Source organism: Vibrio orientalis CIP 102891 = ATCC 33934, from assembly GCF_000176235.1.
Taxonomy (GTDB): Bacteria; Pseudomonadota; Gammaproteobacteria; order Enterobacterales; family Vibrionaceae; genus Vibrio; species Vibrio orientalis.
The window spans coordinates 1,496,823-1,522,139 of sequence record NZ_ACZV01000005.1 but is presented as its reverse complement, the minus strand read 5'-3'; the positions used below and the strand labels follow the sequence as shown (position 1 = coordinate 1,522,139).

The 25,317-nt window shown below is 45.0% G+C and carries 24 protein-coding genes; 20 read left to right on the top strand and 4 right to left on the bottom strand.

Annotation, left to right across the window (positions count from 1 at the left end):
- Positions 1-268: 268 nt before the first annotated feature.
- Positions 269-3,229, bottom strand: a complete 2,961-nt coding sequence (gene rne / locus VIA_RS17560; protein ID WP_004416684.1) for a ribonuclease E — start codon at positions 3,227-3,229, stop codon at positions 269-271.
- 573 nt (positions 3,230-3,802) lie between these two features.
- Between rne and rluC the strand changes: the two genes are divergently transcribed.
- Complete coding sequence (rluC, locus tag VIA_RS17555) at positions 3,803-4,753, top strand: 23S rRNA pseudouridine(955/2504/2580) synthase RluC (protein WP_004416682.1); 951 nt, start codon at positions 3,803-3,805, stop codon at positions 4,751-4,753.
- A gap of 189 nt (positions 4,754-4,942) precedes the next feature.
- Here rluC and VIA_RS17550 read toward each other — a convergent pair whose 3' ends face one another.
- Positions 4,943-5,524 (bottom strand): Maf family protein, encoded by a 582-nt coding sequence (locus tag VIA_RS17550; RefSeq protein ID WP_004414668.1) that lies wholly within the window; start codon positions 5,522-5,524, stop codon positions 4,943-4,945.
- Between the two features lie 148 nt (positions 5,525-5,672).
- Here VIA_RS17550 and yceD point away from each other — a divergent pair, with 148 nt between their 5' ends.
- The 15 genes from yceD (at position 5,673) to VIA_RS17475 (ending at position 18,925) form a co-directional block, all read left to right on the top strand.
- Positions 5,673-6,200 (top strand): 23S rRNA accumulation protein YceD, encoded by a 528-nt coding sequence (gene yceD, locus VIA_RS17545; RefSeq protein WP_004414667.1) that lies wholly within the window; start codon positions 5,673-5,675, stop codon positions 6,198-6,200.
- A gap of 30 nt (positions 6,201-6,230) precedes the next feature.
- The gene (gene rpmF, locus VIA_RS17540) at positions 6,231-6,401 is read left to right on the top strand and encodes a 50S ribosomal protein L32 (protein WP_004414666.1); all 171 of its coding nucleotides are present in this window, start codon (positions 6,231-6,233) and stop codon (positions 6,399-6,401) included.
- 9 nt (positions 6,402-6,410) lie between these two features.
- Entirely contained in the window at positions 6,411-7,436 is a 1,026-nt protein-coding gene (gene plsX / locus VIA_RS17535) for a phosphate acyltransferase PlsX (RefSeq protein ID WP_004414663.1), read from the top strand.
- Positions 7,437-7,441: 5 nt separating this feature from the next.
- The gene (locus VIA_RS17530) at positions 7,442-8,392 is read left to right on the top strand and encodes a beta-ketoacyl-ACP synthase III (RefSeq protein ID WP_004414662.1); all 951 of its coding nucleotides are present in this window, start codon (positions 7,442-7,444) and stop codon (positions 8,390-8,392) included.
- Positions 8,393-8,468: 76 nt separating this feature from the next.
- Positions 8,469-9,392 carry an ACP S-malonyltransferase gene (gene fabD, locus VIA_RS17525; RefSeq protein WP_004414660.1) on the top strand — a complete coding sequence of 308 codons (924 nt, stop codon included), beginning with the start codon at positions 8,469-8,471 and terminating at the stop codon, positions 9,390-9,392.
- A gap of 27 nt (positions 9,393-9,419) precedes the next feature.
- Positions 9,420-10,154 (top strand): 3-oxoacyl-ACP reductase FabG, encoded by a 735-nt coding sequence (gene fabG / locus VIA_RS17520; protein WP_004416680.1) that lies wholly within the window; start codon positions 9,420-9,422, stop codon positions 10,152-10,154.
- 305 nt (positions 10,155-10,459) lie between these two features.
- A complete protein-coding gene (acpP, locus tag VIA_RS17515; protein WP_004406112.1) occupies positions 10,460-10,693 on the top strand; it encodes an acyl carrier protein in 234 nt (77 codons plus the stop codon).
- A gap of 91 nt (positions 10,694-10,784) precedes the next feature.
- Complete coding sequence (gene fabF / locus VIA_RS17510; RefSeq protein WP_004414657.1) at positions 10,785-12,029, top strand: beta-ketoacyl-ACP synthase II; 1,245 nt, start codon at positions 10,785-10,787, stop codon at positions 12,027-12,029.
- Positions 12,030-12,126: 97 nt separating this feature from the next.
- Complete coding sequence (gene pabC / locus VIA_RS17505) at positions 12,127-12,930, top strand: aminodeoxychorismate lyase (protein WP_004414656.1); 804 nt, start codon at positions 12,127-12,129, stop codon at positions 12,928-12,930.
- Positions 12,927-13,943 carry an endolytic transglycosylase MltG gene (mltG, locus tag VIA_RS17500; RefSeq protein ID WP_004414654.1) on the top strand — a complete coding sequence of 339 codons (1,017 nt, stop codon included), beginning with the start codon at positions 12,927-12,929 and terminating at the stop codon, positions 13,941-13,943. The genes pabC and mltG overlap by 4 nt, the downstream gene beginning before the upstream one ends.
- Positions 13,940-14,569 carry a dTMP kinase gene (gene tmk / locus VIA_RS17495; RefSeq protein ID WP_004414652.1) on the top strand — a complete coding sequence of 210 codons (630 nt, stop codon included), beginning with the start codon at positions 13,940-13,942 and terminating at the stop codon, positions 14,567-14,569. The genes mltG and tmk overlap by 4 nt, the downstream gene beginning before the upstream one ends.
- A 3-nt stretch (positions 14,570-14,572) precedes the next feature.
- Complete coding sequence (gene holB, locus VIA_RS17490; protein ID WP_004416677.1) at positions 14,573-15,535, top strand: DNA polymerase III subunit delta'; 963 nt, start codon at positions 14,573-14,575, stop codon at positions 15,533-15,535.
- Positions 15,526-16,293: a TatD family hydrolase gene (locus tag VIA_RS17485; RefSeq protein ID WP_004414647.1), complete on the top strand. Its 768-nt coding sequence runs from the start codon at positions 15,526-15,528 to the stop codon at positions 16,291-16,293. Before holB ends, VIA_RS17485 begins: the two co-directional genes overlap by 10 nt.
- 444 nt (positions 16,294-16,737) lie before the next feature.
- On the top strand, positions 16,738-18,168 hold the full coding sequence (gene ptsG / locus VIA_RS17480; RefSeq protein ID WP_004414646.1) for a PTS glucose transporter subunit IIBC: 1,431 nt from the start codon (positions 16,738-16,740) through the stop codon (positions 18,166-18,168).
- Between the two features lie 334 nt (positions 18,169-18,502).
- A complete protein-coding gene (locus tag VIA_RS17475) occupies positions 18,503-18,925 on the top strand; it encodes a hypothetical protein (RefSeq protein ID WP_004414644.1) in 423 nt (140 codons plus the stop codon).
- Positions 18,926-18,985: 60 nt separating this feature from the next.
- Here the strand turns inward: VIA_RS17475 and VIA_RS17470 are convergent, their stop codons facing one another.
- The gene (locus VIA_RS17470; RefSeq protein WP_004414642.1) at positions 18,986-19,579 is read right to left on the bottom strand and encodes an outer membrane protein; all 594 of its coding nucleotides are present in this window, start codon (positions 19,577-19,579) and stop codon (positions 18,986-18,988) included.
- A 129-nt stretch (positions 19,580-19,708) separates the two neighbouring features.
- Between VIA_RS17470 and cydH the strand changes: the two genes are divergently transcribed.
- Positions 19,709-19,801 (top strand): cytochrome bd-I oxidase subunit CydH, encoded by a 93-nt coding sequence (cydH, locus tag VIA_RS22230; RefSeq protein ID WP_004416675.1) that lies wholly within the window; start codon positions 19,709-19,711, stop codon positions 19,799-19,801.
- 7 nt (positions 19,802-19,808) lie between these two features.
- Positions 19,809-20,966 carry a patatin-like phospholipase family protein gene (locus tag VIA_RS17465; protein ID WP_004414639.1) on the top strand — a complete coding sequence of 386 codons (1,158 nt, stop codon included), beginning with the start codon at positions 19,809-19,811 and terminating at the stop codon, positions 20,964-20,966.
- Positions 20,967-20,999: 33 nt separating this feature from the next.
- Here VIA_RS17465 and pyk read toward each other — a convergent pair whose 3' ends face one another.
- A complete protein-coding gene (gene pyk, locus VIA_RS17460; RefSeq protein ID WP_004414638.1) occupies positions 21,000-22,442 on the bottom strand; it encodes a pyruvate kinase in 1,443 nt (480 codons plus the stop codon).
- A gap of 321 nt (positions 22,443-22,763) precedes the next feature.
- Between pyk and mlc the strand changes: the two genes are divergently transcribed.
- Positions 22,764-23,981, top strand: coding sequence for a sugar metabolism global transcriptional regulator Mlc (gene mlc / locus VIA_RS17455; RefSeq protein WP_004414636.1), 1,218 nt, complete (start codon positions 22,764-22,766; stop codon positions 23,979-23,981).
- Positions 23,982-24,113: 132 nt separating this feature from the next.
- Positions 24,114-25,061, top strand: coding sequence for a chemotaxis protein CheV (locus VIA_RS17450; protein ID WP_004414634.1), 948 nt, complete (start codon positions 24,114-24,116; stop codon positions 25,059-25,061).
- Positions 25,062-25,317: the final 256 nt, after the last annotated feature.

Genomic DNA, 25,317 nt, shown 5'->3' with positions numbered 1-25,317 from the left:
TTCTGAATTGTATTTAGTCGCCAGCGGGCAAAAATGCAATGTAAAAGAGCAGAAAGACCAAATTTAACAATTCAGATCGAGTCGGCGCATGCTACCGAAAAGTGTGATTAAGTTCAAGATTGATACAGGTATCGAACAATATTTGTGATCAATTAATCGCAACAAAATTGATTGAGTTCGTTAGCGGGCTCGTTACAGGTTAAAGCTCTAGTGAGATAAAAAAACAGCCTCTGAATAAGAGGCTGTTTAATCACAAGTTATAGCAGGACTAGAACTGAGGTTTAGTCATCGCTGCGCCAGCTTGGTTGCGAGCAACTTGGCTACCTGCACCGCGTGATTCATAGCGTTCTGCTTTGAATGGCGCTGCATTTACAGTGATCTCTTTCATCTCTGTGCTGCCAGGAGCTTTTGCCATTGAAGCAGAGGCATGACCTTTGAAGCTTTGAGGTAAAACAATCTCAGAAGGAGCCGCTTTTGTTGCTTCAACTTGTGTTGACTCTTCAGCGACGGTTTCTACCACGACTGGAGCTTCAACAACAGCTGGTGTTTCAACGACTGGCTCAGGTTTTACTTCAGGAGTAACAGGAGCTGTAACTTCAACTTTGTCTTCAACCACAGGCTGTTCACGACGAACGATTACTTTACCCATTGCCATCTCAGGACAAGCAAAGCCACCTAGTGATGCCACGTTTGTTTCCGCGCTCGCTTCCACAGCTACAGCGTTAACATTGTCTGTTTTCGCTTGCTGCTTAGGTGCTGGTTTAGTGATGCCGTAGCTTGGCATTACTTTACCCATCGCCATTTCTGGAGATGCAACACCACCTTTACGTAGGCGGAATGGGTTAGGGCGACGATCGCGACCACGACGACGACGTTGACCACTTGCACGTAGGTGACGAGGTGAACGACGGTTACGACGCTGTTTTGGTTGTTCTGCAGACTCTTCAGAAACTGCGTCTACTGCTTTCTCTTCAACAGCCTCCGCTTTTGCTTCGGATTGAACTTGCTTCGCTTCTTCGTCAGCTTTCGCTTTGTTCACTTGGTCTTTAACGCGAACTTGCTTAGATAACTTACGACGTTGGCGACGCTCTTTAACTTTTGCTGCTTTCTCTTCTGCACGTTCTTTACGTACATCAGGTTTGTCAGTTTGCTGAGCGTCAGCTGCCAGTTTTAGACCTTCTTCAGCAACCTTACTTGGCTTAACATCATCGCGTTTGTTACGGCGATCTTGTTTAGGCTTACGGTTCTGCTGCTTACGTTCATTTGGCTTCGCTTCGTTCGCTGCTTCATCGCGAGTGTTCTTACGCTTGTTATCGCGTTTGTCTTCACGATTCTCGCTGCGATTGTCGTTACGATTATCGCGGTTGTTACGGCGACGGTTATCGTTACGATTGCGGCGGTTACGGTTATTGCGGTTACCTTCTTTACGCTCTTTTGGCTTCTGCTCTTCTTTGTTCTGTTCTTCTTTTTCAGTTGAACCAAACAAGAAGCTACCTAAAGCTTTAAAGAAGCGGCTTACCAAACCAGGCTGTTCGTCTTGAGCTGGCTCGCTCTTAGCCTTTTTCTCTGGTGTAGGTTTTGCCGTTGGAGCTGGCGTTGCTAGCGCTGGAGCCGTTTGGCTAGGAGATGCGAAACCTTTCAGTGCAGGCTCTTCGATCTTCTTAGGCTTAGCTTCAACTTCTACAGGCTCTTTGCCTTCAGCTTCCTTCATTGCTTCAAGCTTTTGAGGAAGTAGGTAAGAAAGTAGATCAAACTCTTCACCTTCACGAACACGGATAACATCGAAGTGCGGTGTTTCCATGTCTGAGTTAGGTACAACAGTGATCTTCACTTCTTGAATGCGTTCAATGTGGTTAACTGAACGACGCTTTTCATTAAGCAGGTAAGAGGCGATAGGTACAGGCACAACGGCCAGTACTTGCGCAGTATTATCTTTCAGTGCTTCTTCTTCGATAAGACGAAGAACAGATAGCGCTAATGATTCGTTGTCACGAACGACACCAGTACCTGTACAGCGAGGACAGATGTGGTGACTAGCTTCTGCAAGAGATGGGCTCAGACGCTGACGTGACATTTCCAATAGACCAAAACGAGAAATTCGGCCGATTTGTACACGAGCGCGATCCATACGAACAGAATCACGTAGACGGTTTTCAACTTCACGCTGGTGACGCACAGGCGTCATGTCGATAAAGTCGATAACAACTAGACCACCTAAATCACGTAGACGTAGTTGGCGAGCAATCTCTTCAGCAGCTTCTAAGTTAGTGTTTAGAGCTGTTTCTTCAATATCACCACCTTTCGTTGCACGAGCAGAGTTGATATCGATTGAAGTTAACGCTTCTGTTGGGTCGATTACGATTGAACCACCTGAAGGCAGACGAACTTCACGCTGGAACGCAGATTCGATCTGACTTTCGATTTGGTAGTGGCTAAATAGGGGTACTTCGCCATCGTATTTCTTAACACGGCTTACGAAGTCCGGGCGAATTAAGCTGATGTGCTCAAGTGCGCGCTCGTAAATTGTGTTGCTGTCGATAAGGATTTCGCCAATATCGCGACGCAAATAGTCACGGATAGCGCGAACGATCACGTTACTCTCTTGGTGAATCAAGAAAGGTGCAGCGTTAGAGTCAGAAGCTTGCTTGATTGCGCCCCAGTGATTCAGAAGTACGTTTAAATCCCACTCAAGCTCTTCAGCGCTTTTACCAACACCAGCTGTACGTACGATTAGGCCCATGCCCTGAGGCAGTTCCAAAGTACTTAGTGCAGCTTTAAGTTGAGTACGCTCATCACCTTCGATACGACGAGAAATACCGCCTGCACGAGGGTTGTTTGGCATAAGAACCAGATAACTACCAGCGAGAGAGATGAACGTTGTAAGAGCAGCGCCCTTGCTACCACGTTCTTCTTTTTCAACTTGTACGATTACTTCTTGGCCTTCGGTTAGCACTTCTTTAATGCTTGGACGGCCTTGGTAGGTATAACCTTCAGGGAAGTATTCGCGGGCAATTTCTTTAAGAGGGAGGAAACCGTGTCTTTCTGCACCATAGTCAACAAAAGCCGCTTCTAGGCTTGGTTCGATGCGTGTGATACGTCCTTTGTAGATATTTGCTTTTTTAGATTCATGACCAGGGCTTTCGATATCCAAATCGTATAAGCGCTGCCCATCAACTAAAGCAACACGCAACTCTTCTTTTTGAGTTGCGTTAATTAACATTCTTTTCATTGATAAATCTCGTTGTCATTCTTTTGTTTTGTTCTTGTCATTTCGGTCGCATTCACGGTGCCTGATCCCATGGCTTAATCGTTGCAGCCTCCCGGCTGGAGGGATGCTCTTGGGGCACTTCAGTCTCACAAGCTTTTCTCGTTCAGCTTGTAAGCCGCATAATCGGCGGAAAATACTCAACATGATGTACGACGAGTAGGTGACAAGATTGCCAATTTCAAAAATGTCTTACGCCGTATGCAGCATTTTGGTAAATTAGCGAGCTACTCAATCTATTGCTCAAAATATGGGAAGGTTTGTTTAAAATGCAACCAACTCATATATTGCAGGTGTGAACTATAGCAGTACCCATTAAACTCAGCAATCTGCTTTATAATAAATCGCTGAAAAAGCTGATTTTATTTTCTATAAGTATTTGTTTTATCGGTGTTATTGAGCTCTTTTTTGATATTTACAATAAATTTGATGGATTTTTATCCGTAGAGGATTTGGAATTCACTCTTATTGAGCTGTTTTCCATTTTGTTGCGAAGAAAATGTGATTCTGCGCAAGTTAGGGTGTTAGAATAAACGCATGAGCGAAATTAGAACAAAAGTCCAATTCGTCGACATTGACGAAGACATGGCAGGTCAGCGTATTGATAACTTCTTACGCAACCAATTGAAAAGTATTCCTAAAAGCATGGTTTATCGAATCCTGCGTAAGGGAGAGGTGCGTGTAAATAAAAAACGCATTAAGGCCGAATACAAACTAAAAGCAGGTGATTTGGTTCGTATCCCGCCAGTGACCATCGAAGAGAAACCGGAAGAAGCGGCACCGAGCACTAAGCTCAATAAGGTCGCAGAACTAGAATATATGATTATTCATGAAGACGATCATATGCTGATTCTTAATAAACCTTCAGGTACAGCGGTTCACGGTGGCAGCGGACTTAAGTTTGGCGCGATTGAAGCACTACGAGCTCTGCGTCCAGAGGCTAGATTTTTAGAACTGGTACATCGTATCGACCGTGATACATCAGGGATACTCCTGGTTGCGAAGAAGCGCTCTGCATTACGTCACTTACAAGCCCAGTTCCGTGAAAAGACAGTCAAGAAGTTTTACTTCGCTTTGGTGATGGGTCAATGGAAAGCAAACTGTAAAGTGGTCAATGCGCCATTGCTGAAAAATGAAGTCAACAGCATTGTACGTGTTAACCCGAATGGTAAACCGTCAGAAACTCGTTTTAAGATTCTGGAAAAGTTTGCCGAGGCAACCTTGATTCAAGCAAGCCCAATTACCGGGCGTACGCACCAGATTCGTGTACATACACAATATACAGGCCATCCTATCGCGTGGGATGATCGCTATGGCGATCGTCGATTTGATGCTTACACAGGGCAGGTTGGGTTAGACCGCTTGTTCTTGCATGCGGCTAATATCAAGTTTCAACACCCGTCGAATGACGAGTGGATGGAGATTAATGCGCCAATGGAGCCTAAGCTAGAGAAAGCATTGGTTGGGTTGCGTAAGCTAAACAAATAGTTCGTTAGCTGATAGGTTGTCATTCCCGAGAGGGAGGAACGACCGAGTTGGGAATCTTTTAAAGCAAGTGGATCACTGCAGGAGATTCCCTACTCACTCCTTCGTCGCTCTATGGAATGACGGATTGAGTGGCTGGTCATATAAAAGGGGAGACGTAACAGCGTCTCCCTTTGTTTTTTCTGCTGGGTATTAAAGCACCTCAAACCCTTGAGATTCGAGCATATCCACTAAATCTATCAGCGGAAGCCCGACCAAGGTGTTCGGATCTTTGCCTTCTAGTCGTTCAAACAGTGCGATGCCTAACCCTTCGCTTTTAAAGCTGCCTGCGCAAAAGAACGGTTGTTCTTTATCCACATAATTGGCGATTTGTTTTTCAGTCAGTTGACGGAAATGAACCGTAAATGTATCGACCTTTACCTCTATTTTCTTCGTGTGCGAATTATATAGTGCTAAGCCAGTATAAAACTGAATCGATTGACCACTTTGTTCGCTGAGCTGCTCGATCGCTTTTTCGCGCGTGTGAGGTTTACCGATGATTTTGCCGTTAATGATGCAAACTTGATCGCTACCTATCACTAAACTTGGTTTTGTGAGTGCGCATGACTGCGCTTTGCCTTTGGCGAGGCGTGTTACCAGCTCGATTGGACTTTCATTTTCGAATGGAGTCTCATCAAACTCGGGCGATGCGGTCGTAAATTCTACTGCTAGTTTATTGAGCAGTTGTTGTCGGTATGGTGAGGTTGAAGCTAAAACTAGTTGGTAATTCTGCATTTTAATTTACAATCTAACGGCGGGTTAGTGTGAGCTTAATCGATATTATGGTTGTGATACTAGCTCTCTCGCTGATAAGGAAAAAAAGTATAACTTTTTGCCCTTTTTCTTTGACTATAAACGATTTGGAAGATAGAATTCGCGCCCTATGCAAAAGGTAAAAATACCGCGTACGATTGATCCGACACGCTCAGCTCAAAAGCGACTAGATGTTGAAGGTATTATTCAAGTTAGTCTCTTTAAGCGCTTATTGGAATCAGTCGAAGGCGTTAAACGCGACGCCCAAGTGTCACTGTCATTTGACTTAGATGAGCAGCGACTCGTTGTTATCTCTGGTAAAGCTAACATCGAAGTCGACTTAGAGTGTCAGCGCTGTAATGAGGTTTTCGCACATGAGTGCGATGTCCAATTCACCTATACACCGTATCGCGGTGAAAAGACTGAAGAGGAAGCACCGGAAGAGTACGATTTGGTAGATCTGAACGAGTACGGTGAGTTAGACCTAATACAGTTAGTTGAAGACGAGTTCATTCTAAACTTGCCTCAAATAGCAATGCACGAAGAAGCGGATTGTAGCGTTGATTCAGATAATATGGTGTTTGGCGAGATTCCAGAAGAAATTGTGGAAGAAGAGAAGCCGAATCCATTTGACGTTTTAAAAAGCTTAAAGAAGTAATTCTTTAATACTTACATAGGAGTAGGGTCAATGGCCGTACAAAAGAGCAAGAAATCACGTTCAATGCGTGGTATGCGTCGTTCACACGATGCCCTAACTACAGCAGCACTTTCTGTAGACGCAACTTCAGGTGAAACTCACCTACGCCACAACGTAACTGCTGAAGGTTACTACCGTGGCAAAAAGGTTATCAACAAGTAAGGTTGACCTTTGCAAAATATAACCGTTGCACTTGATGCAATGGGCGGGGACTTCGGTCCTCGCGTCACAGTGCCTGCCGCCGTGCAGGCACTGTCGCATTTCCCAGAGCTAAAAGTGGTCCTTATTGGTGATCAATCTCAGATCACGTCTCAATTATCTTCGCTTGGTTTTCAGACGAATCCTCGTTTGAGTATTCAACACACGGACCGAGTGATCTCTAATTCCGAAAAACCTTCTCTTGCACTAAGAAACAGTCAAGGCAGTTCAATGGGAACAGCGATTGAGCTGGTTGCCGATAGCCAAGCTGATGCTTGTGTTAGCTGCGGTAATACCGGCGCTTTAATGGCTTTGTCTCGATTTAAACTCAAGTTGCTGCCTGGTATTGAACGCCCTGCACTTATTTCTGCCTTACCCACCGCCTCAGGTGCTCGTACTTGGATGCTAGATTTAGGTGCGAATGTTTCCAGTGATGCAGACTCTCTATTCCAGTTTGCTGTCATGGGCAGTGCATTGGCGGAGCAATATCTACAACGACCACCGAGAGTCGCAATCCTCAACATAGGTGCTGAAGAAATAAAAGGTAATGATCTTGTCAAGCGCTGTGCTGAAATGCTGTCTCAAACCAAATCGGTAAACTTCGTTGGCTATATTGAAGGAAATCAACTTCTTCATGATGCTGCAGATGTTGTTGTTTGTGATGGTTTTGTCGGAAACGTCTGTCTTAAAGCGTGTGAAGGGACAGCCCAACTGTTTATAGATAAGTTGAAATCGCATATGATGGCCTCATCTATAAAGGGTTGGATTGCAAGAAAATTATTTTCTAGCTTATTTAATGAGCTAAAAACATTGAACCCCGACCAGTATAATGGCGCAAGTTTGCTAGGATTGCGCGGCATTGTCATAAAAAGCCACGGAAGTGCTGATGTAGGCGCAGTCATCAATGCAATTGGTGAGGCGCTGCATGAGGTCCAACGACAAGTACCAAACCGTATTAGCGATCGTTTGGAAGCGGTTTTACTCGAGAGGCATTATTAGTCTTCATGTATAGCAAAATTTTAGGTACTGGCAGCTACCTGCCATCTCAGGTGCGTTCAAACGCAGACCTAGAGAAAATGGTAGATACAAGTGATGAGTGGATTGTCACTCGTACTGGTATTAAAGAACGTCGCATTGCTGCTGAAAATGAAACAGTAGCCGACATGGGTTACTTCGCTGCGAAAAACGCGATTGAAATGGCGGGCATTGATAAGGACGATATCGACCTTATTATCGTTGCTACCACGAGCGGCAGCCATACATTCCCATCATCTGCGTGTCAGGTTCAGGCTAAGCTTGAGATCAAAGGCTGTCCAGCGTTTGATTTAGCAGCGGCGTGTTCAGGATTTGTTTACGCATTGTCAGTGGCTGATCAGCATATTAAATCGGGCATGTGCAAAAATGTGCTTGTTATTGGTGCCGATGCGCTCTCTAAAACTTGTGATCCTACAGACCGTTCAACGATCATTCTATTTGGTGATGCAGCGGGCGCGGTTGTGGTTGGTCAAAGTGAAGAGCCGGGCATTCTATCGACACACATTTATTCAGATGGTCGATTCGGCGAGCTACTCAGCCTTGAAGTACCTGAGCGCGGCAAAGATGCTGACAAATGGTTACATATGGCTGGCAACGAAGTATTCAAAGTAGCGGTAACGCAACTGTCTAAGCTCGTTAAAGATACGCTTGCTGCAAACGATATGCACAAGTCTGAGCTAGATTGGTTAGTGCCACACCAAGCCAACTACCGCATTATTTCAGCGACGGCGAAAAAGCTGTCGATGTCACTAGACCAAGTAGTAATTACGCTTGATAAGCACGGTAATACATCTGCGGCGACTGTTCCTACAGCGCTAGATGAGGCTGTACGTGATGGTCGTATTAAGCGTGGTCAAACGTTACTGCTCGAAGCGTTTGGTGGCGGCTTCACTTGGGGTTCTGCTCTAGTCAAGTTCTAAGTATTAATATCAAGATTAAAATTTAAGATGCGCCAACGGCATCTTATCTTTCTTACTTTGTTTTAAGGAAAAGAAAATGAGCAAGTTTGCTATTGTATTTCCAGGTCAAGGTTCACAAGTTGTCGGTATGCTTGCTGAGCTTGGCGAGCAGTATGACGTAGTTAAACAAACATTTGCTGAAGCGTCTGACGCTCTAGGCTACGACCTATGGGCATTGGTTCAAAATGGTCCTGCTGAAGATCTCAATCAAACGCATCGTACTCAACCAGCATTGTTAGCATCTTCTGTTGCTATTTGGCGTGTATGGCAAGAGCTTGGCCTTGAGCAACCAGCAAATCTAGCGGGTCACAGCCTAGGCGAATACTCAGCACTAGTATGTGCTGGCGTTATCGATTTTAAAGAAGCGATCAAACTTGTTCAGCTTCGTGGTGAACTAATGCAAGAAGCGGTACCAGCAGGTACTGGTGCAATGTTCGCAATTATCGGTCTTGATGATGAGTCTATTGCCAAAGCGTGTGAAGAAGCAGCGCAAGGCGAAGTTGTTTCACCAGTAAACTTCAACTCTCCAGGTCAGGTGGTTATCGCAGGCAGCAAAGATGCAGTAGAGCGTGCAGGAGCACTGTGTAAAGAAGCGGGCGCTAAGCGTGCTCTGCCTCTTCCAGTATCAGTACCTTCACACTGTGCGCTAATGAAGCCGGCAGCGGACAAGCTAGCTGTTGCTCTTGAAGCACTAGAGTTCAATGCACCTCAACTGCCTGTTATCAACAACGTAGACGTTGTGGCAGAAACGGATCCAGCGAAAATTAAAGACGCACTTGTACGCCAGCTATACAGCCCAGTTCGTTGGACTGAGAGCGTACAGCTAATGAGCGAACAAGGTGTAGAGAAATTACTAGAGCTTGGCCCTGGTAAAGTTCTAACTGGCCTAACAAAACGAATTGTTAAGACACTAAGTGGCGCTGCGGTAAATGATACTGCATCTCTAGACGCTGCTAAGTAATTTAAGAACAAAGGAATAACGAACATGATGAACCTAGAAGGCAAAGTTGCTCTAGTTACTGGTGCAAGCCGTGGTATCGGTCGTGCTATCGCTGAACTGCTTGTAGAGCGTGGTGCAAAGGTTATTGGCACTGCAACTTCTGAAGGCGGCGCGGCTGCAATCAGCGAGTACCTTGGTGAGAACGGTAAAGGTCTTGCACTAAACGTAACAGATGTAGAGTCTATCGAAGCAACGCTGAAAACGATCAACGATGAGTTTGGTGCAATTGATATCCTAGTGAACAATGCTGGTATCACACGCGACAACCTACTTATGCGCATGAAAGATTCAGAGTGGGATGACATCATCGACACTAACTTAACGCCAATCTTCCGCATGTCTAAAGCGGTTCTACGTGGCATGATGAAAAAACGCGCTGGTCGCATCATCAACGTAGGTTCAGTTGTCGGTACTATGGGTAACGCAGGTCAAGCCAACTATGCCGCAGCAAAAGCGGGCGTAATTGGTTTCACTAAATCGATGGCTCGTGAAGTTGCATCTCGTGGCGTGACAGTCAACACAGTAGCTCCTGGTTTTATCGAAACAGATATGACTAAAGCACTGAATGACGACCAACGTGCAGCAACTCTATCTAACGTACCAGCAGGTCGTTTGGGTGACCCACGTGAGATTGCTTCAGCAGTTGTATTCCTAGCTTCTCCAGAGGCGGCGTACATTACTGGTGAAACTTTGCATGTAAATGGCGGTATGTACATGGTGTAAAACGCTTTCGTAGAGAGAATTGTGAACTTTTTCATTAATTTTCACTCAAACCTCTGCAATCGTGTTAATTTGCACTTAATGTCATCAACTAGGCTATTTTTTGTAAGGAAAGTAGCCTATAGTTTGAGATTATTGACACTATCCTGCACAAGATTTGTGCATGATTTAAGTCAAAAATGTATTGAATTTCGGTTAAAATCGCTAAAATTGTGGTTTGACCAGCAAGGTCCCTCTTGCAACTTTCAGTAGTTCGAATAAACTACTGAATCATCGCATTGAGCGAAATCTGTAAAGGAAAAGAAAAAATGAGCAACATCGAAGAACGCGTAAAGAAAATCATTGTTGAACAGCTAGGTGTAGACGAAGCTGAAGTTAAAAACGAAGCTTCATTCGTTGATGATCTAGGTGCTGATTCTCTAGACACTGTTGAACTAGTAATGGCTCTAGAAGAAGAATTCGACACTGAGATTCCAGACGAAGAAGCTGAGAAAATCACTACTGTTCAAGCTGCAATCGACTACGTAAACAGCGCTCAGTAATATCTCTCCCAGGCGGCCTTCTGGCCGCCTGTGTTCTTTTAAACCCTTCTATCCTTCCATAGAATCATTTCATTTTCCGGAGAATAATATCGTGTCCAAGCGTCGTGTTGTTGTCACTGGCATGGGTATGTTGTCACCGGTAGGCAACACCGTAGAATCATCTTGGAAAGCCCTGCTAGCAGGTCAAAGTGGTATCGTTAATATCGAACATTTTGATGCTGAAAACTTCTCAACTCGCTTTGCGGGTCTTGTTAAAGATTTTGACTGTACTGAATACATGTCAAAGAAAGATGCACGTAAAATGGATCTATTTATCCAGTACGGTATCGCAGCAGGTATCCAAGCTCTAGATGACTCTGGTTTACAAATCAACGAAGAAAACGCACCAAGAGTTGGTGTAGCGATCGGTTCAGGCATTGGTGGTCTAGACCTGATTGAAACTGGCCATGCAGCGCTAGTTGGTAAGGGCCCTCGTAAGGTTAGCCCGTTCTTCGTTCCATCAACCATCGTTAACATGGTTGCAGGTAACTTATCTATTATGCGTGGTCTTCGCGGTCCTAATATCGCGATCTCGACGGCGTGTACAACAGGTCTTCATAACATTGGTCACGCGGCACGTATGATCGCATACGGTGACGCAGAAGCAATGGTTGCTGGTGGTGCAGAAAAAGCATCAACTCCGCTAGGTATGGCTGGTTTTGGCGCAGCTAAAGCATTGTCTACTCGTAATGATGAGCCTCAAAAAGCTTCACGCCCATGGGACGTAGACCGTGACGGTTTCGTTCTTGGTGATGGCGCAGGTATGATGGTTCTTGAAGAGTACGAACATGCTAAAGCTCGTGGCGCTAAGATCTACGCTGAACTTGTTGGTTTCGGTATGTCTGGTGATGCTTACCATATGACTTCTCCATCTGAAGATGGTTCTGGTGGTGCACTGGCTATGGAAGCGGCAATGCGTGACGCAGGTATCGTTGGTACTCAAGTTGGTTACGTGAACGCTCACGGTACATCAACACCAGCAGGCGATGTTGCAGAAATTAAAGGTGTTCGTCGTGCTCTAGGTGAAGAAGGCGTTAAACAGGTTAAAGTGTCTTCAACCAAATCTATGACAGGTCACCTATTAGGTGCAGCTGGCTCGGTTGAAGCAATCATTACTGTTATGTCTTTGGTTGATCAGATTGTTCCACCAACAATCAACCTAGATAACCGCGCTGAAGGTCTGGAAGATATCGACCTAGTTCCACACACTGCAAAAGAAGTACAAATGGATTACGCTATTTGTAACTCATTCGGTTTCGGTGGTACTAACGGCTCTTTAGTATTTAAAAAAATCTAAAGAACTGTTTAACTGAGTCTAATTAAACGGCTTAATGCTTTGGCATTAAGCCGTTTTGTTATTTAATACCCCTATAAATTCGATGCAAGGACTCACTATGTTTTGGCTTAATGGAAAACCTGCTGACTCGGTTTCATTGTCTGATCGGTCATTTCAATATGGCGATGGCTGCTTTACCACGATGTTGACGCGAGGTGGTTGCATCCAACACTGGTCAAGACACATAGAGAGAATGAATGCCTGTTTGGATCTACTTACTATCCCTCGACCCGACTGGCATCAAGTCGAGAACTGGTTACAACAGGCTGTGAAATCAGATGTTAAAGCTGGTGTGAAATTGCATATTAGTCGCGGAGAAGGGGGGAGGGGATATAGCCCTACTCAAGTAGCCTCACCAAATGTTACTATTAGCGACTTTATTTATCCTCCTCACTATGAACAATGGGTGAGCAGAGGATTAGAGCTTGGAATCTGTCGCACTCGGCTCGGCCACAACCCATTACTCGCTGGACATAAACATAACAACCGTCTTGAACAAGTTCTCGCTAAAGCAGAGCTGGATAAAGGCGGCTTTGCAGATGGTATTGTTCTCGATATCTGTGACAATGTAGTCGAAACAACGATGGCGAATCTATTTTGGGTCAAAGATTCGAGCCTGTTTACCCCAGACCTTAGAAATGCTGGGGTAAATGGCGTGATGAGGCGGGTTGTATTAGAGCAGTTAGGTGACCTATCGCTCAAAGCTTCGATTGGCGACTTCAAACTCGAAGATGTGCTATCAGCTGATGAAGTGTTTGTCTCTAACTCGGTGCTCGGCGTTGCGCCAATTACCCGTATAGGTTCCACAAGCTTTGATATTGGAAAAATTACAAAACGAATTCAGGAGATGATCGACTCGTGATCAAGAAAATCACTCTATTTTTGCTTTTGGTTGCTAGTGTAGCCGTAGGAGGTTACTTCTATGTTGCTCAGCAGATAGAGCAATATGTCAGCCAACCACTTCAACTTGAAGAACCACAAATATTTACTATTGAATCAGGAACGAGCTTTAACCGCGTACTCGCAAGTTTAACTAGCGCAGGGCTGATTGAAAGCAGTGATGTTGTAAAGTTAGTTCGTCGTTTTCATCCCGAACTGACCCAACTCAGAGCGGGTACTTATCTTATCGAACCTGAGTTGAGTTTGAGAGAAGTGCTAGAAGAGTTTAAGCAGGGCAAAGAACATCAATTCTCAATTACTTTTGTGGAAGGCTCTACGTTTAAAGAGTGGCGAGAAACTTTAGAGAGTTCTCCTTACTTGGAGCATGAACTTCAAGGTTTAACTGAAGCAGATATTGCCAAGCTTTTGGGCTCAGAGCATGAAAAGCTTGAAGGGTTGCTGCTTGCTGAAACGTATCACTATACCTTTGGTGCGTCTGATCTTGATATCTTGAAACGTGCAGCGAGCAAGCTACAGACAGTATTAGATGAGCAATGGGCAAAGCGTCAACATAAGCTACCGTTAAAATCAGCCTATGAAGCGCTTATCCTCGCATCGATCATCGAAAAAGAGACCGCAGTTGAGTCTGAACGTGAGCGCGTTGCATCGGTGTTCGTTAACCGTCTCAATAAGCGTATGCGTCTGCAAACGGACCCGACGGTGATTTATGGTATGGGTGACAAGTACGACGGTAACATCCGTAAGAAAGACCTACGTACACCAACGCCATACAATACCTATACAATTTTTGGTCTACCACCAACGCCAATTGCTATGCCGGGGGAAGCTTCTATCGCTGCAGCTCTTAACCCAGAAGACAGCAACTATCTTTACTTCGTCGCTAGCGGTAAAGGCGGACACGTATTTTCTAAATCTTTGGCTGAGCATAATCGCGCAGTTCGAGCGTACTTAAGACAACTAAGAAGCAACAAATGACAAACGCTAAATTTATTGTAATTGAAGGCCTAGAAGGCGCCGGGAAAAGTTCAGCAATTAATGCGGTATTAGAGACACTGAAACAGTCAGGCGTTGACGCGATTACCAATACTCGTGAGCCAGGCGGAACCGCACTTGCAGAAAAATTAAGAACGTTAGTCAAGCAAGAGCATGAAGGCGAACAGCTTCAGGATATGACTGAGCTTCTTTTAATGTACGCGGCTCGCGTTCAGTTAGTTGAGAACGTAATTAAGCCAGCGCTGACCAGTGGAACTTGGGTGGTCGGTGACCGTCATGATATGTCATCTCAGGCTTATCAAGGTGGTGGACGTAAGATTCCAGCAGCAACGATGCTTGCGTTGAAACAAACGACACTTGGTGACTTTAAGCCTGACCTGACTATTTACCTTGATATCGACCCACGTGTAGGTTTAGAACGTGCCCGTGGCCGCGGTGAGCTCGATCGCATTGAGAAGATGGATATGAGCTTCTTTGATCGTACACGAGAGCGCTATCTGCAACTCGCTGAGCAAGATGAATCGGTTGTGGTCGTCAATGCAGAGCAAGATATTGATAAAGTGGCGGCTGATATCTCTAACGTGTTAACGAGCTGGATGAAAGCATAAGTGATGAATGAGCTATACCCTTGGCTAACGCCCTTGTGGACTGAGTGGCAGGCAAACTTACAAGCAGATCGTTTTTCCAATGCGTCTTTGTTGGTTGCTGAAGAGGGGATGGGAGCGTCAACGTTGGTTGACGCTTTTAGCCAAGCTGTCATATGTCAAAACTATCCAGCAGAAGCTTGTGGTTTTTGTCACGGTTGTCAGCTAATGAGTTCTGCGAGTCACCCTGATTTTCATGTGATTAAACCTGAGAAAGAAGGCAAATCGATCACGGTAGAACAGATTCGTCAGTGTAACCGCATTGCTCAGGAATCTTCTCAACTGTCAGGGGTTCGACTGTTTGTGATTGAACCCGCTGAAGCAATGAATGAATCAGCAGCGAATGCACTTCTTAAGACATTGGAAGAGCCGTCATCGACTTGTATGTTCTTGTTGGTTGCACATCGTGCTAACGCTTTATTACCCACCATTACCAGTCGTTGTCAGCAATGGCATTTAACGCCGCCTAATTCAGAAACAGTCGCGCAGTGGCTCTCTTCTCAATATAACGGCGAGGTTCCTTTGTATGCAGCTCATATTAATGGCAACGCGCCATTAGCTGCGCTCGAGTTTATTGAGCAAGATAAAGTGAGCCGTTATACCTCGATTGAGAAAGACTTTATTGCGCATTGCCAGCAACAGTCAGATGCGGTTAAGTTGGCCAAAGAGTTGGCAGCGGATCCTCAGGAGTCGCTCAGTTGGTTGTGGTACTTATTGTCGGATGCTCAAAAGGTCCACTATGGACTCGCAATGCCATCCTTTGTGCCTGGAGCTGTCAAGCTGGCTGAAGTCAGTGATTATCAACAGCTCTATTCTCAATCCCAAGCACTGCTAAAGTTGTTAGAGCAGCTAAGATTACATACGGGGCTTAATGCAGAGCTCCTTATCCTAGATTGGTTATTTAAATTTTACGAGGGAACATGTTCGTAGATTCTCACTGTCACTTAGACAAACTGGACTATCAAGAGTTACATGAAGGTATTGCTGATGTTGTTGCGAAAGCGAAAGCAGCTAATGTCACAGAGCTATTGTCCGTTGGTGTAACACTCGATTCGTTCCCAAACATGCTAGAGATGATAGAGCCGTTCGATAATGTTTATGCCTCTTGTGGTGTTCATCCTCTAGATGTTGAGAGTGATTTTGCACTTGACCGACTGCATGAGTACGCGGCGCATCCCCGTGTTGTTGCAATCGGTGAGACGGGATTGGACTATCACTATCAGCCGGAAACCGCGGATTTACAGAAATTACGCTTCGAACAGCAAGTAGATTTAGCAGTAAAGTTGAATAAGCCATTGATCATTCATACGCGCAATGCTCGCCAAGATACATTAGATATCCTCAAAAATGGCGGCGCTGATAAATGTGGCGGTGTGATTCACTGTTTTACCGAAGACTTACCGTTTGCCGAAGCAGCAATGGAATTGGGTTTCTATATCTCGATTTCTGGTATCGTGACCTTCAGACAAGCAACAGAACTGAAACAAGTGGTCCAGTCACTACCGCTGGAAAGGCTACTGATAGAGACTGACTCGCCGTATTTAGCGCCAGTGCCTCATCGAGGAAAACAGAACCAGCCCGCTTATGTTGTTGAGGTTGCTTCCTACATTGCACAGCTAAAAGGCTGTTCGTTAGGAGAAGTTGGGCAGAAAACCAGCGAAAACTTCAGAAATCTTTTTTTAAGATGAAAAATTAAATCACAGTGAAAAAGGGGCTTTGGCTCCTTTTTTTGTTATCAAAATCACGCGCAAGCGATTAAATTGCCTTGTTCACTAAAATTGTTGAACTTGAGAGGCCAAAAAACGCCCTTTGTAATTTTGTTACATGAAATAACAACTGTATCTATTTTATTTACCCATCGAAATTAATGCCTTGATTGATTATTTTGTTATTAATCATGATTTTACGCCGCTGTAATCCATTTCAAAGCCTAGTTTGGATTGTGATCTATCTATTAGTTTGAAACTAAATTTCGTAACTAGCTAGAAAGTCTATCGGGCCCCAATATATATTTAGAGGCAGAAATTATAGTGACATAATTGGTTACATTTTTTCTGGGTGCTAACATTTAAGGCTACGGGGGTGTGCCGTTAGAGCCCAATAAATCTTATAAACTTTTCAGGAGCATAAACATGTTTAAGAACCTTTTTGCTAACCTGCAGAAAGTTGGTAAAGCTCTGATGCTACCAGTATCGGTTTTACCAGTTGCAGGTATTTTACTAGGTGTCGGTGCTGCCGACCTAAGCTTCATTCCAGATATCGTTTCTAACCTAATGGAACAAGCGGGTGGTTCAGTATTCGGCCAAATGGCTCTACTATTCGCTGTAGGTGTAGCGCTTGGCTTCACTAACAACGATGGTGTAGCAGGTCTTGCTGCTATCGTTGGTTACGGCATCATGACGGCAACTCTAGGCGTTATGGCTGGCGTTATGGGCGTTGAAAAAATCGATACAGGTGTACTAGGTGGTATCCTTGTCGGTGGTGTTGCTGCTTGGGCATTCAACCGTTTCTTCAAAATTCAACTTCCAGAATACCTTGGCTTCTTCGCTGGTAAGCGTGCTGTGCCAATCATCACTGGTTTCTCAGCGATCGGTCTTGGTCTAGTTCTTTCTGTTGTATGGCCTCCAATTGGCGGCGCGATTGCAGCGTTTTCTGACTGGGCTGCTCACCAGAACCCACAGGTTGCATTCGGTATCTACGGTATCGTTGAACGTTCTCTAATCCCATTCGGTCTACACCACGTTTGGAACGTACCATTCTTCTTCGAAGCAGGTACTTGTGTGAACGCTGCTGGCGAAACTCAAAACGGCGTACTAACTTGTTACCTAGTTGCTGATGAAGCATCTCGTGCTGCGGGCAATGGCTTCGGTCAGCTAGCAGGTGGTTACATGTTCAAGATGTTCGGTCTACCAGCTGCTGCTATTGCTATCGCTCATTCTGCTAAGCCAGAAAACCGTGCGAAAGTAATGGGTATCATGGCTTCTGCGGCACTGACTTCATTCCTAACAGGTATCACTGAGCCAATCGAATTCTCATTCCTATTCGTAGCTCCTGTACTTTACGGTATCCACGCTCTTCTAGCGGGTTCTGCATACGTTGTTGCTAACACTCTAGGCTTCGTACACGGTACTTCATTCTCACACGGTCTAATCGACTTCCTAGTTCTTTCTGGTAACTCTCAGAAGATGGGTTTGATGGTAGTGACTGGTCTTGTTTACGCTGCAATCTACTACGTAGTATTCCGCACAGTAATCAAAGCGATGGACCTTAAGACTCCTGGTCGTGAAGATGAAACTGAAGAAGCAGTAGTGACTTCTGGTTCGGACATGGCTGGTGAACTTGTTGCAGCGTTCGGCGGTAAAGCAAACATTACTGGTCTAGACGCATGTATCACTCGTCTACGTGTAGCAGTTGCAGATACTGAAGCTGTTAACCAAGACAAACTAAAACAACTAGGCGCAGCAGGCGTAGTAGTTGTAGCAGGTGGTGTTCAGGCTATCTTCGGTACTAAGTCTGACAACCTGAAAACAGAAATGGATGAGTGGATCCGTAACAACGGTTAATCACTTTCTTATCTGATAGCGAAAAGGAGGCTTCGGCCTCCTTTTTTGTTTATATATAATTATGCTCTGAGCGCTAACTTTGTCATTCCATAGAATGACGAAGGAGTGAGTAGGGAATCTCTGGCATAGAGTATTTGCGTTGAGATATCCCCAACTCGGTCGTCCCTCCCTTTTGAGGAGGACAGTTTAATCAACCGAAGACTAAAGGTTGATATTGCACGCACCTGCTACATTCACCCGCCTCTGAACTCGTTTTCACTTGTTTCTGACATCCTTTTCCTACGCATTTGGATAATTGTACGCTGTTTTATTTTGTGTATAGGAAAAGCCAAATATGAAAAACGCAGGTTTTCTACTCGGCGCCGCGGCGATAGCCACAGCCGCAAGTTCGGCTGCATTTGCAGAAGAACCAACCGCGACCAATATTGCCGTGGGCATGGCGTTGGATCAGGAGTTAAGTGCTGTGCTTGAGCTTGATAGCACTTATCGTTTTACCTTAGGGAATGATGGTGCAGCGTTTGACTACATTCTAAAAAGAGGCAAGTTCGACGCCAATACGCCGGTTTCTTGGTATGTAGGCGTCGGTGGTTGGAGTGAGTGGGACCACAAAGAATTTGGCGCTCGTGTGCCGCTAGGGTTGAAGTGGGATATTAGCAAGGGTTGGGAGATGTATGGGCAGGTACACCCAGAACTAAACCTATACACTGGTCCTGAGTTGCAAATAGGTGGTGCGTTAGGCATCAAATATTCGTTCTAGCTTAGCCGAGAAGAAGAGGGCCACTGATCTGGCCCTTTGTTAATTCTGCATGGTGATGGATTAAAATGACCAAGTGAATCCAAGATTGGCTGAGAACTGATTCATCCAATCTGTCTTGAATTTAACCACGCAAGAACCATCGCCACCCGCAGGCAGGTTACACGCGCCACTGGTTTCATTGTCAACTACAGTTCCTAACCAGCGAAGCTGAGTATTGAGAGCGAACGAGTCACTAATCTGATACTCAAATCCACCAAAAATACTGGCTGAAAACCCCCATTCATCTTTGACCCAGTCAGCATCGACATAAGAAGCGCCCAGCCCAACGCCTAAGTAGGATTGCCACTTATCTTGTACTGGGTAGTAAATACTACTTTGAATGTGTAAATAGTGAATCGTAGAGTCGAGATTTACGTCTTCGACCTCTGAACGTTGGTTTGCGTAAAACAGCCCCATACGCCCTTTGTCGACATCGGTTTCCAAAGAGAGTGCGTAACTTTCTGAAGCCTTCAAATCGAGCTCATTTTGGTTTTGATCTTCGACGCTTCCTCCAAAGGTATAACCTAGCCAAGGTGAGAGATAGATATCGGCTTGAGCAACAGGGCTGGCACCCATAATCAAGAATGGAAAAAATAGCCGGGAGATGATCTTCATTTTTTGCCCTTTTTTACATTTGGAACGTTAAGTGTGACGCTAACGCCATAATTCCGCACGAAAAATGCGTATTAATTGAAGATACCTCACACTGATGTTATTACTTTGTTAAACAACGAGGAGGTGTCTATGGAACACAATCTAAAATATGCCCTACTGATCACGGCTGCCGCGTTCGCAGTTATTCTTGGATATGCCCTGATTGCAGTAACCACTGCCTAGGAATGCCATGAAAAATTGCGGTGTCGTGACGAATACCGCTGTACAGTTTGATGCTGAACGACTAAAAAAATACACTGGCGGTAAAAATGCTCTGGTTGCACAAGGTGGCGGCCAAAGGGGGATTTTTACTTCTGGTGTACTTGATGCCTTTCTTCTCGCCAACTTTGATCCTTTTCATTCCTTCTATGGCACTTCTGCAGGTGCGATGAATCTATGTGCATTTCTTTGCCGACAGAATGGTATTGGCCGCTCATTTATTCTCGACCTCACCACTGACTCCGAATTCTTTAACCTTTTTCGATATATTCGTCGTAAGCAATATATGGGGATGGATTGGGCATTAGAAAAAATTTGTGATTATCCATATAGATTAGATATTGATATGGGACGCAAGATCTTGTCTGGCAGAGAGGCATACGCTGCAGTGACGGATACGAATCGCTTGTCCGATCACTATCTACCCATGTTACAAGACGACTGGAGGCGAGTTCTTCTTGCCACGTGTGCGATTCCTCGGCTCTACCCTGAACCTATCTTGTTTCCCCATGGTGAATATGTGGACGGTGGTGTGTCCGCCTCGATTCCAGTGCAAGAGGCTTGGCGGCAAGAAGCGCGCTGCATTGTGGTGATCAGGACGGAAGGAGAGGACCTCATTACGGACACACAAGAGGTTACTCAAGACCCTTCGGTAGAGTGGTTGCGCGATTCGTTCAATGTGATTCAAGGGCATTGGCAAGACAAACTGAGTCAGTGGAAACAAGACTGGAGTAGTTTTTTTAATGAACAAGTAGAGCGCTCTCGTTTAGAGAAGAGCGAACAGGCACATCTGGAACTGCTCAACGGGGGGCGATGGTTGTTCGGCGCTGATGATATTTATCGACTTAGCCACCTTCTTGGTGACAAATTTGATTCAGGCTTAGCAGATATGCTGATGGTGCACTACCAAACCTACTCATTGACGCAGGACTTTTTACACTCCCCGCCGGACGATTGCTTCATCATTCAAATCAAGCCAGACCAACCACTGAAATCAAGTTCATTGATGAGTGAGAGAGAAGACTTATTACATGATTATCAAGTGGGATTAGATGCGGGTTTTCGTTTTGTTGAGTCGTTTTCTCAATGTATCGCCAAACCTACCTTTGAGCTGAAGTGTGGGGAGTAATAACGCCTCCCCACATGATTGATTTACTTTGTGCTAGGCGGCAACAATACGCATGCAGTTAGTTGAGCCAACCACATCCATCACGTCACCTTGGGTGATAATGACTAAGTCTCCTTCATCTAGCAGGCCTCGCTCTCTGAGTGCCCCGACTGCGGCGTGGGCAGTTTCTAAGCCGGTATCTCCTTTGTCATCAAAGTAGACCGGGAACACGCCGCGGTATAAAGCAGATAGATTCAGGGTGCGCTCGTTTCTTGATAGAGCAAAAATTGGCAGGCCCGAGCTTAAGCGTGACATCATAAGTGCAGTCCGGCCAGATTCCGTTAGGGTAACGATGCCTTTGATGCCGCGCATGTGGTTGGCTGCGAACATGGTTGACATAGCTATGGTCTCTTCACCGGTTTCAAACACCGAGTCCATCCGATAGCCGGAGCGGTTAACCGAAGACATTTTTTCGGCACCGACACACACCTCTGCCATAGAACGCACTGTTTCTAATGGGTATTTACCTGCCGCAGTTTCGCCAGACAGCATCACCGCATCGGTACCATCGAGAACCGCGTTGGCGACGTCCATAACCTCAGCACGCGTTGGCATTGGGTTTTCCATCATCGATTCCATCATTTGAGTGGCTGTGATGACAGTTCGATTTAACGCTCTCGCTCGGCGGATAAGTTGTTTTTGTACACCAATCAACTCGGGGTCACCAATTTCGACCCCAAGGTCTCCACGAGCCACCATAACGGCATCTGAGGCGAGAATGATGTCATCTATGTTTTCTTCAGTTTCGACGGTCTCAGCCCGCTCTACCTTGGCTACAAGACGGGTTTGCAGTCCAGCATCAGTAGCAAGTCTGCGTGCGTACTTCATATCTTCGCCATTTCTTGGGAATGAAACGGCTAAGTAATCGACTTTGATCTCTGCGGCTAACTTGATGTCATTTTTATCTTTTTCCGTCAGAGCTTCTGCTGAAAGACCGCCCCCTTTTTTGTTGATGCCTTTATTGTTTGATAGAGGACCACCAATGATGACTTTGGTTCGAACTTGAGTGCCGCTAACAGCCATTACCTGCAGTTGAACACGACCGTCATCAAGGAGTAGCACATCGCCAGTCGATACATCGTTTGGTAGTTCTTTATAGTCTAATCCGACGGCATCTTTATCACCTTGGCCCGCTGGTAAACTGCTATCAAGAGTAAAAATATCCCCTACGTTGAGTAGCACTTTGCCATCTTTAAAGGTCGATACGCGGATTTTGGGACCCTGAAGGTCGCCTAAGATTGCAACATGAGTACCGAGCTTGGCAGAAATGTTACGGACTCGGGTGGCACGTTCACGATGATCTTCCGCACTACCATGTGAAAAATTCATTCTTACCACGTTCACGCCGGCTTCCAAAATTGCTTCAAGCATGCCGGGTGCATCTGTAGAAGGTCCAAGAGTAGAAACAATTTTTGTTCTTCTTTGGATTGAGGTCATTCGAATCTCCTTGATCTAATTCTACCGCGACGAAAACGGTGCGGTTGATAAGTTCTTGTTCTCATCCCTAAAATTATAAGTATATACCTGCCGAGAGAGGGTGGTGGTTATTTACTCTTGTTCTGGTTTGAAAGGTGATAAGAGACATATTTATTAATGCAAAAAAATGGAAGATTAAATGTGATAAATCCTTCGCTATTTGATTAGGTACACAAAGAATTATGTTTATACGTGACACTTGTCACGGCGATCTATCAAAGCTCTTCACAATTACTTCGCAAAGTAAAAAAATTACCAGGTTGTTGATATTCGGAGTGCTCTATGTACATGGCTCAACCTGGCCATATTGATCATATCAAGCAGGTCAATGCTGGCCGTGTATATAAACTCATTGATCAAAAAGGTCCAATTTCTCGAATCGAGCTCTCTAAAAAGAGTGAGCTCGCGCCTGCGAGTATTACTAAAATTACTCGTGAGCTCATCGAGGCTCATCTAATTCATGAAACTACGGTTCAGGAAGCGACTAGTCGTGGGCGCCCTGCTGTTGGTCTACAGGTCAACAACGAAGGGTGGCAGTTTCTTTCGATGCGTTTAGGACGTGGCTACTTGACGATTGCGTTGCATGAGTTGGGTGGTGATGTGTTGATCGACACCAAAATTGATATCCATGAAGTCGACCAAGAAGATGTGCTTGCTAGGCTGTTGCATGAAATTGATGAGTTTTTCCAAACCTATACCGAACAGTTAGATCGTGTCACGAGTATTGCGATCACCCTACCTGGCCTAGTGAACTCTGAGCAGGGAGTGGTGTTGCAGATGCCACACTACAATGTAGAGAACTTGCCACTTGGCCCTGAAATTTACAAAGCGACGGGTCTTCCTGTTTTTATTGCCAATGACACTCGTGCTTGGGCGCTGGCTGAAAAATTGTTTGGTCATTCGCAAGACAATGAAAACTCCGTTCTGATCTCGATTCACCATGGGCTAGGTGCGGGGATTGTCCTTGATGGCCGAGTGCTACAAGGACGTCACGGTAATATCGGTGAACTTGGTCATATTCAAATTGATCCTCAAGGAAAGCTTTGTCATTGTGGCAACCGTGGCTGTCTTGAAACCGTCGCCAGCTCGCAAGCTATTCGTAGTGAAGTGACCGAACGAATTGCCCAAGGTGAAGACTCTTGCCTTGCGGAAATTGAAGAAGTGTCGGTTGAAGATATTTGTGAAGCAGCAGCAAACGGTGATCCACTGGCCGTTGATGTGATTGAAAAGCTCGGACGTTATCTAGGTTCAGCGATAGCGATTGTGATTAACCTATTTAACCCAGAGAAAGTGCTGATTGGTGGGGCGATTAACCAAGCTAAAGAAGTACTTTACCCTGCAATTCAAACTTGTATTGAAGAGCAAAGCTTACCAGTATACCACCAAGACCTAGAACTGGTGGAGTCGCGCTTTTATAAACAGGCAACAATGCCAGGTGCCGCTTTGATTAAACAGGCATTGTATGATGGCTTATTGTTAATGAAAGTGATTGAAGGCTAAGATCACAGATACTGCTCACTTACTGTTAAATTCTAAATAAACCCATATAATCTTGAGTGATGTATGGGTTTATTTTTATCTTAGCCTGTCTATAGGCTATTTTTACATTATCCACCTTTGGCGAGAAGTAGTATGTCTGGAGTTTTAAATACAGTTGATCAGCGAACCAACCTTGTAGGTGAGAACCGCTTGGAGCTGTTGCTATTCAGTTTGAACAGCAGACAGATTTTTGCCATCAATGTGTTCAAAGTACGGGAAGTGATTAAGGTCCCGCCCCTAACCAAAATGCCGGGATCCCACCACCATATTACCGGTGTGGCCTCATTGCGTGGCGTTTCTGTACCTGTGATCGATCTTCGAGCGGCGATAGGCTTTCCTCCATCGCGTTTAGAAAACCAAGAAGAAAACCTCATCATTACCGAGTACAACCGAACAGTACAGGGCTTTTTAGTTGGCCAAGTTCGCAATATCGTTAATACCGCTTGGACGGAAATTCAACCGCCACCAAAGACGGCGGGTAGAGCGAACTATTTAACCGCAATCACTCATGTAAAAGATGGCGATGAACTCAATATTGTTGAGATTATCGACGTAGAAAAAGTATTGGCTCAAATTATTGATTACGATATTTCTATTTCTGAAGGTGTGCTTGATCAAGATCTAGCCAATGAAATGGTAGGGCGTAATGTTCTTATTGTTGATGACTCGTCGACGGCCCGTTCTCAGGTTCGTGGAACACTCTCTCAGCTAGGGCTCAATATCATTGAATGTCGTGATGGTCTAGAAGCGCTCAAATTGCTTAAGTCTTGGGCCGATGAAGGTAAGAATGTGGTAGAAGAGCTATTGCTAATGATTACCGATGCTGAAATGCCAGAAATGGATGGCTATAAGCTTACCCATGAGATCCGCACTGATCCTCGTATGAAGGATCTCTATGTCACGTTGAATACATCACTCAGTGGTAGCTTTAATGACGCCATGGTCAAGAAGGTGGGTTGTGATCGCTTTATTTCTAAGTTCCAACCTGACTTATTGGTCGAGGTTGCCCAAGACCGACTAAGACAAGTGTTAAGCAAATAGAGCATCACCCGATCAATAGGGCGTGACCGTAATTCGGCTGAATGCTATATTTATGGGGTTATTTTGTTAATCAAAATGATGTAACTATCAAATGCAACTTTTCATCAGACTCTTAAGGTAGTTCTTATTAATGATATGGCTTTCTTCTAAGGTTGTTATGACCTTATGTATGTTGCTATATAGGGAATATAAGAAAAGAAGTATGGACGCTGAAGACAAGTTTTAGTTTGTCAAAGTAACAGCAAAAAGGGAGCTT